The following is a 12367-nucleotide window of genomic DNA, read 5'->3' as shown; positions in this document are numbered from 1 at the left end:
AGATGTGAAGCATGTATCAGGATTTATCATTTATGAAAATTCCTTTGCCGGAGGATGTTTTAAAGCTAAAAAATTATGGTGATTATGCCGGTGCCCAGAAAATGATCCGTTATTTTCTGGAACACAAGGAGATACCGAAGGCGCTGCGTAAGCGCTTGGAAATTGAGCAGGAAATTATCGGGGTGATGGGAGCAGATGAGTATCCTTACACTTATGCCGAAGCATTGGAGATGATGACCAGTCATCTGCGTGATTTCAAAGAAGAAGAATTGCAGTATCTGAAAGAGATTGGTGCGGCGGACTGGATTTATATTGATGGAGAAGTTCATTTTCAGCGCCTTTTCTATGATAATCTGACACAGACGCGTCCCGATCTGGCCGCTCGTGTGATTGTACAGAATGAGGAACTTGAAAAAGAGAATGCAATGAAACAGAAGCTGCTTAATGGGAATGTTCATTATATGAAGGAACACGGAGGCAGAACAGTTCATACACGCATCCGTGCAAACATTAAGGCCAAAAAGGAATTCGAGGAAGTCGGACGAAAAGTTTCTGTACATTTGCCGATTCCGAAGGTGTATGAGCAGGTTTCAAATGTACAGATTCATGCTGCGAATCCGGAGATTACTTTTATTGCACCGGAAGATGCAGCGCAGAGAACAGTTTACTTTGAGACAGAACTGCAGCCGAATCAGGAATTTATGGTGGAGTATTCATTTGATTATCATATTAATTATGTGGAACTGGATCCGAAGCGTGTCGCCGGTGAACAGCCGGATTTCTGTCTTGAAGAACAGTCACCGCATATCATGTTTACACCTTATTTAAGGGAACTGAGGGATGAACTGGCCGGTGATGAGACGAATCCGGTCATTCTGGCACGCCGATTTTACGATTTTGTGACGACAAAGGTCATGTATTCTTTTGTGAGAGAATATTTTACAATTGAGTGCATTCCGGAATACTGTGCAGTCAATTTGAAAGGAGACTGCGGTGTACAGGCTCTTCTCTTTATCACACTTTGCCGAATGTCCGGTATCCCGGCACGCTGGCAGTCTGGGCTGTATGCGACAGACTACTATACAGGCTGTCATGATTGGGCGCAGTTCTATGTTGCGCCTTACGGATGGGTATTTGCAGACCTCTCTTTTGGCGGAAGTGCATGGCGCGCAGGTGAAATTGAACGCTGGAATTATTATTTCGGTAATCTGGATGTTTTTCGAATGCCTGCGAACTCGGAAATTCAGAAAGCTTTTGTACCGGAGAAAAAATGGCTTCGCATCGACCCGATTGATAACCAGCGGGGCGAATTTGAATATGAGGATCATGGCCTTCGTTTTTCTCAGGTGGAAGTGTCACAGAAACTCATCTCTATGGAAGATATTGAGAAATAACAATTAATAGCCTTGCCTTAAATCGACGATATGGTTCAGCACCTGACCGGCAAGAAAGCGTTCAATATTTTCAAAACACAGGTTCCAGATGGCCTGTTCAACATCTGCGTTGCCACCAAAACTTGGACCGGCGATATGAGGGGTGATGAAGACGTTTGGCAGATCCCATAACGGAGAGGCCTTTGGCAGCGGTTCAATTTCTGATACATCCAGAGCAACCCCTTTTAAGTGCCCTTCTTTTAAAACATGCAATAAAGCATCATTTTTAATCAGACTGCCGCGGCCGACATTGATCAGCAATGCCTCTTTTTTCATCAGACGCAGACGTTTTTCATCAAAGAGGCCGATGGTTTCTGATGTATTTGGCAGACATCCGACAACGATGTCTGCTGTTTTAAGTTTGAGATCTAACTGGTCTGATCCGATGACTTCATCAAAGTCCGGAAGTGCTCTATGGTTCGGATGGCGGCGGAAGCCAATGATGGATGTATCAAAAGCTTTTAAACGATGGGCAAGGGAAGAACCGATGTCTCCGGTGCCGAGAATCAGGACTGTTTTTTTGTAAATCGTGCCACAATTGTCAGATGGAAGCCAAGTGTGAGCTGCCTGATGATGTGAATAAACTGAAAATGATCGATACAGTGCAATAATAGTGCCAATCACATATTCGGATATAATGATACCAAAAGCACCGGAAGCATTGGTGATCGTCAGATGGGAAGGCAACCGTTTCATACGTGCGTATTTGTCTGCGCCGGCCCATGTCAGCTGCAGCCATTTCAGACGAGGCGCTTTCAGAAGATCCGGTTCGTCAGGTTCGCCGATGATAACATCTGTGTGGCGAAGCAGAGATTCAGGGATGGTCTGACTGGAATTGATAAAGGTAAAATGACATTGTGAGCCAAACTGTGTACTGAAACGATCACGGATTGATGGTGGACAAGGGACAGCCACTAAAATATGGATGGGATAGTATGTGTTCATTGTGATATTTCCTTTCTGACTCTAATCATAACATAGAATGTCGAAAAAATAAAAAGAATCTGACCGATGAGTTGCGACTCTTGACTAAACATGTTAAAATAAAATGCTATCTATAAATATTAAAGAAAGAAACATTAATGAGGTGTATCATGGATCACGACAAAAAAACAAAACAGGGTGGCCATAGAGGGCGCTTTTCGGGCAAGATCGGTTATGTTCTGGCAGTTGCCGGTTCAGCGGTCGGCCTTGGTAATATCTGGCGTTTCCCTTATCTGGCGGCAAAGTATGGCGGCGGAATTTTTCTGCTGGTGTATATTCTTTTGACAGTATCTTTTGGGTATGTATTGATCATGTCGGAAACGGCGATCGGACGTATGACGAAGAAGAGCCCGGTGGGAGCCTTTTCCTTCTTTGGCAAAACGGCACCATTTAAGATCGGTGGCTGGCTGAATGCAGTCATTCCGATGTTGATCGTGCCTTATTACAGCACCATTGGAGGTTGGGTCATTAAGTATCTGGTGGCGTATCTCAGCGGTAAGGTGCAGGTTGTAGCGGAAGACGGTTATTTTTCAGCATTTATTGCAGATTCCTGGCAGGCAGAACTCTGGTTCATTGTGTTTGCAGCATTGGTGTTTATCATTATTCTCGGAGGTGTCAAGAACGGTGTTGAATTGATGTCAAGAATTATGATGCCGGTTCTTGTGGTGCTGGCGATCATTGTGGCGATTTACTCTGTAACCCGTCCCGGGGCCATTGAGGGTGTGAAGTATTTCCTGATTCCGAATTTTGAACATTTCTCATGGATGACAGTTGTAGCTGCCATGGGACAGATGTTTTATTCGCTTTCCATTGCCATGGGTATTTTATATACGTATGGTTCTTATATCAGTAAAGATATCGACCTTGAACAGACTACCACACAGATTGAGATTTTTGATACAGGTATTGCGATTCTTGCAGGTCTGATGATCATTCCTGCGGTTTTTGCCTTCTCAGGCGGTAATCCGGAGACGCTGCAGGCAGGTCCTTCTCTGATGTTTATTACATTGCCGAAGGTTTTTGCCAGCATGGGCATCGGAACGGGTGCCGGTATTCTGTTCTTTGTGCTTGTATTACTGGCGGCACTGACAAGTGCTGTTTCGCTGATGGAGACAAGCGTTTCCACATTCATGGATGAGCTGCACTGGAGCCGCGGTAAGGCCAGTTTCTTGATGGCAATTGTGATGATCGTATTCGGCAGTGCATCATCTCTTGGATACGGTGTCCTTGATTTCATCAGGATATTCGGCATGAATTTCCTTGATTTCTTTGATTTTATGACGAATTCAGTTATGATGCCGCTGGCAGCGCTGACTACATGTTTCCTTGTGATCAAAGTGGTTGGCTTTGACAGGATTGCGAAGGAAATCGAACAGTCATCCAAGTTTGGCAGAAAGAAATTGTATAATTTCTTTCTGAAATATCTGGCACCGATTTGTCTGATTGTTATCCTGCTCAGCTCTATTGCCAACGTTTTAGGTATTATCAGCATGTAGAAAAAACTGAATGCCCATCCGGAGATGGAGTTTTATTGTGTTATCCTTGCAAATACAGTGTGATAACGCTATAATAGAGTGTGACAGCGGGGAGTCTGCCGGAGCAGGCTGAGAACAGGCTGAGCCGCCTGGACCCATAACCTGATTTGGATCATGCCAACGTAGGGATATGTATGCACACCGTCGCATAAAGCGAATGAGAATTTTGATGCGGATATGTCTTTCGGGGCATATCCGTTATTTGTTTTCCGGATATTCAGGTAGAAAACTTGTGAATAATTTCGGAAAATGAAGCAAAGATTAAAAGGAGCGTAAGAAAATGCTTGGAAATTGTATTGAGAATGTGAGAAAGAATGTTCCGCTTGTTCATAATATTACGAATTATGTAACAGTCAATGATGTAGCTAATATACTGCTGGCCTGCGGCGGCAGCCCGATTATGTCTGCGGAGCCGGAAGATGTGGAAGATATCACATCCATCTGCGGCGGCCTGAATATCAATATCGGCACGTTAACAAAGAGCAGTATTGAAGGTATGTTCCGTGCAGGAAGGAAAGCGAATGAATTGAATCATCCAATCCTTCTGGATCCTGTAGGTGCCGGTGCATCGGCCCTTCGTACGAATACAGCGGTTCAGCTGATGGAACAGCTGAAACTGACGGTGATCAGAGGCAATATTTCCGAGATTAAGACACTGGCCCTGGGAAGCGGTACCACAAAGGGTGTGGACGCGGATGTAGCAGATGTTGTAACTGAGGAAACACTGGATCAGGCAGTTCAGTTCGTCAAGCAGTTTGCCGCAAAATCCGGTTCCATTGTCGCCATTACAGGTGCTATTGATCTTGTGTCCGATGGTGAGAAATGCTATGTGATTCGCAACGGCAGACCGGAGATGGGTAAGATTACAGGTACAGGCTGTCAGCTGTCCGGCATGATGACAGCATTTCTGGTGGCGAATCCGGACAATCATCTGGAAGCAGCAGCTGCTGCTGTATGCACCATGGGTCTTGCAGGTGAGATTGGATGGAGCAGAATGCAGGAAGGCGACGGTAACTCTACTTACCGTAACCGTATTATCGATGCAGTTTACAATATGGATGTATCAACTTTAGATAAGGGGGCAAAATATGAAGTGCGCTAAAGAAGATTTGTTATTGTATGCAGTTACAGACCGCCATTGGTTAAATGGGCGGACATTATATGAAGTGGTCAAAGAAAGTCTGGATGGCGGTGTGACATTTCTTCAGCTGAGAGAGAAGACACTGGATGAGGCTCATTTCCTTGAAGAAGCCAAAGAACTGCAGAAACTCTGTAAGGAATATAAAGTACCATTTATCATTAATGACAATGTGGATATCGCCGTTGCCATGAATGCAGACGGTGTTCATGTGGGGCAGAGTGATATGGAAGCCGGAGATGTACGTGCCAAATTAGGCCCGGACAAGATCATCGGTGTTTCAACACAGACTGTGGAGCAGGCTATTCTGGCTGAGAAGCACGGAGCCGATTATCTTGGTGTCGGTGCAGTCTTTCCGACAACTTCCAAGGATGATGCAGCAGAAGTTTCCTATGACACATTAAAAGCCATCTGTGAGGCTGTATCCATTCCTGTTGTAGCCATCGGAGGCATTACACAGGAGAATGTTGTCAAACTGGCGGGCAGCGGCATTGACGGTGTGGCAGTCATCAGTGCCATTTATGCACAGAAAGATATTAAGAAAGCAACAGCTGCTTTGAAGGCAGCTGTTGAAGCAATCGTATAAAGGAGGCAGTTGCATGTGTACAGCGGCAACTTATCAAACAAAAGATTTTTACATGGGAAGAACTTTGGATTACGAGTTTTCCTATGGTGAAGAAATCACCATTACACCGAGATACTATCCCTTCCATTTCAAACATGGTGCGGTGCTTGAGGATCATTATGCGATGATCGGTATGGCCCACGTGGCAGAGAATTATCCCCTTTATTATGAAGGTGTCAATGAAAAGGGACTTGCTATGGCGGGTTTGAATTTTGTGGGGAATGCTGCTTATGGTCAGCCGATGGATGACAAGGATAATATTGCAGTATTTGAGCTGATTCCATGGCTGTTGGGGCAGTGTGCCAGTGTGGCGGATGTGAGAAATCTGGTTGAGACGTTGAATATTGTGGATACGGTTTTCAGTCCGCAGTTTCCAAATGCCCAGCTTCACTGGCTGATCGCGGATGCCAATGAGGCTATTACCATGGAGTGTATGAAAGACGGCCTGCATATTTATGATAATCCGGTGGGTGTGATGACGAATAATCCGCCCTTTGACAAGCAGCTTTTCAGGCTGAATGATTATATGGCACTGTCACCGAAACAGCCATCCAACAACTTTTCGGACAAATTGGATCTTGGCAGTTACAGCAGGGGCATGGGTGCTCTTGGATTGCCGGGTGACTTGTCTTCCTCTTCACGTTTTGTCCGTGCGGCTTTTGTGAAAATGAATGCTTTATCCGGGAACTCTGAAGTAGAAAGTGTCAATCAGGTCTTTCATATTATGGGATCGGTGGAGCAGCAGAGAGGCTGCTGCGAAGTGTCCGAAGGTCATTATGAAATAACGATTTACACGGCTTGCATGAATGTCAGCAAAGGTATTTATTATTATACAACTTATACGAATCATCAGATTACAGCTGTGGATATGCAGAAAGAAAATCTGAATGGAGAGATGCTGGTGCGCTATCCGATGCTGCAGGAAGAAAAAATTTTGATTCAGAACTAAAAAACAGGGAGCTGTCGTTTTAAAGATTAGAAAAAGTTGATCAGTCTTCGATATCCCGTAAAATCAATAAGTACCATATAAGCTATAATAAAAAATAATACGATAAAAAAATGATGAAAGAGTGTATCCCCTCTTTACCGAAAGTATGGTGAAGAGAGGATATATGTATTTATTTGTAACTGTTCAGAGCCAAGCAAAATTTCAAAAAACAGGTATAAAATGCTTGCATTTTTAAGACTGTTTTTGAAATTTTATTTGGCGGATACGCCACACCGACGAAATGCGTAGCATTTTGGAGGTTAGCTCTGAACAGTTACATTTATTTTAAACGGCAAAATGTGCTTTTAATTCCCGATGAACTTTTTTCCTTACGAAGTAGAAGCAGATGATCTGCATGATAAATGTCAGAATCCATGAAGCCGGGTAGGAAATAAACAGGAAATCCAGTGATCGGTTGTGCGGGAACAGCAGGAAAATCCATACGATTCTTAAGCCCACGGTTCCTACAATGGACAGGATCATTGGCACAGTGGAATGGCCCATACCGCGCAGGGCACCCGGGAACAGATCCATCAGTCCGCAGAAGAAGTAAGTCAGGGTGGTGTAGGTAAGAATTTCCATACCGCATTGGATAACATCTTCTTCAGAAGTGTAAATGTGCAGCAGTTCCGGTCCGAAAACATAGACAAGGATGCCCATGATGAGCGATACGGAAACGGACAGAATCATACAGTCCCGGAGTACCAGGTCCATTCGCTTACACTTGCCGACACCGTAATTCTGACTGGTAAAACTCATGCAGGCCTGTGTGACGGCATTGACGGAAACGTACATAAATCCGAAAATATTGTTGGCGGCGGTGTAACCGGCCATGGCTGTCGAACCGAAAGAGTTGACAGAGGACTGCAGCAGTACATTAGAAAAGTTAATGACGGTACTCTGGATACCTGCAGGAACACCCACCTGAAAAATCTGTTTCATATACAGGGGTTGGATTTTCAGCTTTGAAAAGCGAAGCTGGTAACTGCTGTCGGAACGGTAAAGACAGGTCAGGACAAGGGTACATGAGATCATCTGTGCAATAACTGTCGAAATAGCGACACCGGCCACATCCAGATGAAAAACAATGACAAGGAGCAGATTCAGGATGGCATTGACGGATCCGGATATGATCAGGAAAAATAAAGGCCTTTTGGTATCACCGACGGCACGCAATATTGCTGCGCCATAGTTGTATAGCATGAAAAACGGCATGCCCAGGAAATAAATACGCAGATACAGGGATGACAGATTGATGACATCATCCGGGGTTGCCATCAGTTCAAGGGCACCTCGGGCAAAAAGCTGGCCGATTACCGCCATCAGGATACCACTGATCAAAGCCAGGGTGATGGCTGTATGAACAGTTTCGGACATTTCCTTGTGCCTTCCGGCAGCATAAAAGCGTGCTGCCAGAACATTGGCCCCAAGGGAAATACCGATAAACAGATTGGTAAATACGGCAATCAGTGCGGTTGTGGAACCCACAGCGGCCAATGACTGGCTGCCGCTGAAACGGCCGATGACAATAATATCAACAGCATTGAACATCAGCTGCAGGATGCTGGATACCATCAGCGGCAGGGCAAAAGAAATCAATTTGTCCATGATGGAGCCATTGCACATATCAATTTCAAATTTATTATTTTTCAAGGTCGGAGACTCCTTCCTTTTCTAAAAATGGTTTCAGATAAATCTCCATGGAACGGTTCATTTCTCTTGAAAAAGCAGATTCATATTTGCGATTGCAGAATGCCTGCATCCAGGCATCATAGCCTTGAAGACCGGTGCGGCCTGCAAACATCCGGCGGATATCGCTGCTTTCTTTTGCCTGATAAGCATTTTCGCAGACAATATCACTCAGATCAAAACGGGATGGTTTCGTACGGTTTTGTTGCTGCGCTGTGGGATGTCCGAATACAAGCATACAGGCTGGATAGACATATTCCGGGAGTGCCAGCAGTGTCCGGATTTCTTCGACATTCTCCATAATGTCGCCGATATAGCAGGAGCCGATGCCGAGACTTTCAGCTGCAACAACTGCATTCTGCGCAGCAATCATGGCATCTTCCACAGCAAGGAGCAGATCACCGGCACCGGGACGGCGCGGTGAGATCCCGGCCTCCTTATAGAAAGCATCCCATTTCTGACAGTCGGCACAGAAAATCAGTACCATCTGCCCTGCGGCAATGAAAGACTGATGATCGCAAAGGTCAGCTAAACGATCTTTTTTAATCTGATCGGTGATATCCAGAATGGTGTAGAGCAGCTGGCATCCGGCGGATGGCGCCTGGATGGCGGATGTCAGGATCAGTTTCTTATCTTCATCTGTGATAGGGTCATCTGTGAAAACCCGGACGGATTTCCTTTGATAAAGCGCATTAATGATTTCATTCATATTTCCAAAAACCTCTTTTATGATAAATATAGTTATAATAAGTCTGAGCCCGAATGATCAGATAAGCATCAATTGGACTCTAAAATCTATTATCGCACATCTATTATTGAATCTACAACAGTTATTTGTAACTTCTCCATAGAAAAGAAGAATAAGACTAGTATTTAGAAAAATATCTAAATAGCTATTGACAGGGAAGGGCGACGGATATATACTGTATTTAGAAATATTTCTAAATAGCTTTAAATGGTAAAAAGGATGGTGGTTATGGGATTTGCTGAGACATTCAAGGCATTGTCTGATTCTGTGCGAAGGGATATCCTGATGCTGCTTCGGGAAGGACGGATGTCTGCCGGAGAGATCGGTTCGCATTTTGATATGACGGGAGCGACGATTTCCTATCATTTGAATATTTTGAAGAAAGCCGGGCTTATTTTTGAGACGAAGGAGAAGAATTATATTTATTACACGCTGAACACTTCTGTCGTAGAGGAAGTAATGCTGTGGCTTTCGGAATTGAAGGGAGGTTCTTCTGATGATCAAGGAGAATAAGCGTATTTTAATGATTACAAGTCTGATTATTTTACTGCCTGTACTGGTGGGGCTGCTTCTGTGGCATCAGTTGCCGGAACAGATACCGGTGCATTTTAATAGTGAAGGCGTAGCTGATTCTTACCAGAGCAAATTGTGGGGCGTGACATTTATTTATCTTGTTATATTCGCCTGCCATTGGTTCGCTGCCATTATTACAAGCGTTGATCCACGACGGAAAAATATCAGCAGTAAGATTTATCGACTGGTGCTTTGGATTTGCCCTGTTGTTTCTGTTTTTGTGGGGGTTACGATTTATGGTACGGCTCTGAACTGGCCATGGGTGAATATCAATTTTATGGCCAATCTGCTGCTCGGTGTGATATTCATTGTCATCGGTAACTATCTGCCGAAATGCCGCCAGAATTATACAATTGGTATCAAGCTGCCATGGACACTGAGTGATACGGAGAACTGGGATAGAACGCACCGGTTTGCAGGAAAGATTTGGATGCTGTGCGGTGTTTTGGAGATCATAGTTGGATTTTTGCCGATTGCTCAGTTTGAAATTGTAACGATAGCTCTGATCCTTCTGGCAACGATTCCAGTTGCGGTGTATTCGTATCTGCTTTACAGGAAAAAGATGGGATAGAGAATCAGATTGAAAATGGACAGACAAAAATATTATAGTTTTTGATATCAATGATGATTGTGTCAATATACTTGGCGTATTTCATCAGTTTGAAAACTATCGGGGTAAATTATAAAAAGGCTGCGTCTGCAGACAGAAAATTCTTTTAAAGAATGAATGTATCTGCAGGTGCAGCTTTTTGCGTGCCAGATTGAACATTCCAAAATTATTCAAGATATACTGAGCAGAGAATTAATAGATATCATTGACATCATCATTTTTCAATAGATTCCAGAATTGCTCCTTTCGTGCTTCTTCAAATGTAATTGTATCTGGGATAGAACCAAAAAGAGCATCTACCGTATCTAATTTGTTTTGATAGGGAGATGTGAGTTTGGCAATTGTTTTACCGTTTTTGGTAATAAAAATATCTTCAGTGGCGGCAAGAGTTAAATACTTTCCAAGGCTATTTTTTAATTCGGTAGCAGTAATAGTCATGATACTCCTCCTTTGATTGATATATATTATTACAACAAAAACGAACGAAAATATCAATTAAATCGTACGAAATTAAGCATCCGACCTGGAATAAGCATTCTTCATCTCATTGCTGAGTTCATAGAGCACCTTACCCAATGTATCAGAAGTGGCTGCTTTCAGCATATCAGCGACAGCCTGATTCGCTTCATGTTTTAATGCAAGATGTTTATCCGTATCTGCCTCGTTCTGGATCATATCGTCATAACGGTTGATGATTTCGTGTCCTTTGGACAGGACATGTTCCTGATAACGCTCAATATGGAAGACAGATTTCTTATAGGAAGCGTCGGCCATAGCAGCGATCATTCGGCTGGACCAGTAGAAGTTGTCTGTGGAGACTTCACCGGTGGTGTTGGAGAGATAATCCGGAGTTGTCTCGATATCGGCATAAAACGGCACCATCACGTTGAAAGCGTTGGAAGCAAATGCAAGCCACTGAATAGCTTTGATGTCATCAGGACGGTTATCGTTAATCTGAATCAGGGACATAAAGTCATTGCGGTTGATGCCGATGGAACGGTAGGCACCCCGCATATTGCTTTCCCCGTATCCGGCATAAGGGTCGTATGGTGTTCCCTGGAAGTGGGAGGAGAGGACATATTTCACATCCTCAACGGTGACTTTCTTTTCAGGCACCATGCACCATGGAATATTGTCGGAATATGGTGTGAAATCTGCAGCCGGACCGTCCCAGCGCCATGTGTGCGGATTCAGGCAGCGACCCATATACCATGCACGTGGGGTATTGTAAACATGATCAGAATCGTCATGACTGCCGAAAGCATCTCTCGGATTGAGAACGCCGTCCATAGCCAGATTCAGATGGTATTTTTCAATAAAATCTTTCAAATCGGCAGAACACATATATTCTTTCTGCTCGGAAAAAGCATCTTCCAGATTGAACTGGTCAATACCAAGCTGATTTGGCATGATTACATAGACATCATCCGGCACTTTGCGGGCCATCCAGTGATGACCGCCGATAGTCTCAAGCCACCAGATCTCCTCCGCATCCTGAAAAGCAATGCCGTTCATTTCATAAGTGCCGTACTGTTCAAGCAGGCTGCCGAGGCGTTTGACACCTTCACGGGCACTGCGAATATAAGGCAGAACCAGGCATACAATATCTTCCTCGCCGATACCGCCTTTAACCTCTTCCTGTTCATCTTTGGCCGGCTGATAGACAACCAGTGGATCAGCACCCAGAACTCTCGGATTGGAAGTAATAGTTTCTGTGGCTGTCATGGCCACATTGGCTTCATTGACGCCGCTGGCCGCCCAGATACCATCGCCTTCAAGGGCGTTGGGTACAGCGGTATAACGCATCGGATTGTCCGGAAGGTCGATTTCCACATGGGAAAGGACAGATATGTATTTGCGGGGCTGTTCATCAGGGTGAACCACCACGTATTTCTTTGGGGTAAATCTGCCGGATGGTGAGTCGTCGTTGCGGGCAATCATGGTAGAGCCGTCATAGGACGCTTTTTTGCCGACAAGAATTGTAGTACAAGCCATTTATAATTCCTCCTTGTGTTAGGTTATTGCAACTATAAGAATGATACCA

At 44.4% G+C, this 12367-nt stretch carries 12 protein-coding genes and 1 riboswitch; of the genes, 7 read left to right on the top strand and 5 right to left on the bottom strand.

What is annotated here, in order from left to right:
- Positions 1–11: 11 nt before the first annotated feature.
- On the top strand, positions 12–1394 hold the full coding sequence (locus HED67_RS16740; protein ID WP_221718966.1) for a transglutaminase-like domain-containing protein: 1383 nt from the start codon (positions 12–14) through the stop codon (positions 1392–1394).
- A 3-nt stretch (positions 1395–1397) separates the two neighbouring features.
- On the opposite strand, the gene HED67_RS16735 is transcribed toward HED67_RS16740, so the two are convergent.
- On the bottom strand, positions 1398–2378 hold the full coding sequence (locus HED67_RS16735; RefSeq protein ID WP_221718965.1) for a D-2-hydroxyacid dehydrogenase: 981 nt from the start codon (positions 2376–2378) through the stop codon (positions 1398–1400).
- 149 nt (positions 2379–2527) lie between these two features.
- On the opposite strand from HED67_RS16735, the gene HED67_RS16730 reads away from it, so the two are divergent.
- The 4 genes from HED67_RS16730 to bsh all read left to right on the top strand — a co-directional run bounded on the left by HED67_RS16730 (position 2528) and on the right by bsh (position 6664).
- Positions 2528–3913 carry a sodium-dependent transporter gene (locus tag HED67_RS16730; RefSeq protein ID WP_221718964.1) on the top strand — a complete coding sequence of 462 codons (1386 nt, stop codon included), beginning with the start codon at positions 2528–2530 and terminating at the stop codon, positions 3911–3913.
- Between the two features lie 77 nt (positions 3914–3990).
- A riboswitch (TPP riboswitch) is annotated at positions 3991–4099 on the top strand.
- A gap of 133 nt (positions 4100–4232) precedes the next feature.
- On the top strand, positions 4233–5054 hold the full coding sequence (gene thiM / locus HED67_RS16725; RefSeq protein WP_221718963.1) for a hydroxyethylthiazole kinase: 822 nt from the start codon (positions 4233–4235) through the stop codon (positions 5052–5054).
- Positions 5041–5676: a thiamine phosphate synthase gene (gene thiE / locus HED67_RS16720; RefSeq protein WP_221718962.1), complete on the top strand. Its 636-nt coding sequence runs from the start codon at positions 5041–5043 to the stop codon at positions 5674–5676. Before thiM ends, thiE begins: the two co-directional genes overlap by 14 nt.
- A 13-nt stretch (positions 5677–5689) precedes the next feature.
- The gene (bsh, locus tag HED67_RS16715; RefSeq protein WP_221718961.1) at positions 5690–6664 is read left to right on the top strand and encodes a choloylglycine hydrolase; all 975 of its coding nucleotides are present in this window, start codon (positions 5690–5692) and stop codon (positions 6662–6664) included.
- Positions 6665–6988: 324 nt separating this feature from the next.
- Here bsh and HED67_RS16710 read toward each other — a convergent pair whose 3' ends face one another.
- Both HED67_RS16710 and HED67_RS16705 read right to left on the bottom strand, forming a co-directional pair.
- Positions 6989–8329: an MATE family efflux transporter gene (locus tag HED67_RS16710; RefSeq protein ID WP_221718987.1), complete on the bottom strand. Its 1341-nt coding sequence runs from the start codon at positions 8327–8329 to the stop codon at positions 6989–6991.
- A gap of 16 nt (positions 8330–8345) precedes the next feature.
- On the bottom strand, positions 8346–9101 hold the full coding sequence (locus tag HED67_RS16705) for a nitroreductase family protein (RefSeq protein ID WP_178441681.1): 756 nt from the start codon (positions 9099–9101) through the stop codon (positions 8346–8348).
- A gap of 267 nt (positions 9102–9368) precedes the next feature.
- Between HED67_RS16705 and HED67_RS16700 the strand changes: the two genes are divergently transcribed.
- Together HED67_RS16700 and HED67_RS16695 are read left to right on the top strand one after the other, a co-directional pair.
- A complete protein-coding gene (locus HED67_RS16700; protein WP_147322537.1) occupies positions 9369–9653 on the top strand; it encodes an autorepressor SdpR family transcription factor in 285 nt (94 codons plus the stop codon).
- Positions 9637–10284, top strand: a complete 648-nt coding sequence (locus HED67_RS16695; RefSeq protein ID WP_246612281.1) for an SdpI family protein — start codon at positions 9637–9639, stop codon at positions 10282–10284. Before HED67_RS16700 ends, HED67_RS16695 begins: the two co-directional genes overlap by 17 nt.
- A gap of 231 nt (positions 10285–10515) precedes the next feature.
- On the opposite strand, the gene HED67_RS16690 is transcribed toward HED67_RS16695, so the two are convergent.
- Both HED67_RS16690 and HED67_RS16685 read right to left on the bottom strand, forming a co-directional pair.
- On the bottom strand, positions 10516–10761 hold the full coding sequence (locus HED67_RS16690; protein WP_221718960.1) for a type II toxin-antitoxin system Phd/YefM family antitoxin: 246 nt from the start codon (positions 10759–10761) through the stop codon (positions 10516–10518).
- 72 nt (positions 10762–10833) lie between these two features.
- A complete protein-coding gene (locus HED67_RS16685) occupies positions 10834–12318 on the bottom strand; it encodes a C69 family dipeptidase (RefSeq protein ID WP_221718959.1) in 1485 nt (494 codons plus the stop codon).
- Between the last annotated feature and the right edge of the window lie 49 nt (positions 12319–12367).

The sequence above is a fragment of the Pseudocoprococcus catus genome, from assembly GCF_019734885.1.
GTDB classification, from domain to species: domain Bacteria; phylum Bacillota; class Clostridia; order Lachnospirales; family Lachnospiraceae; genus Coprococcus_A; species Coprococcus_A catus.
This window is presented reverse-complemented; position numbering and strand designations above follow the sequence as displayed.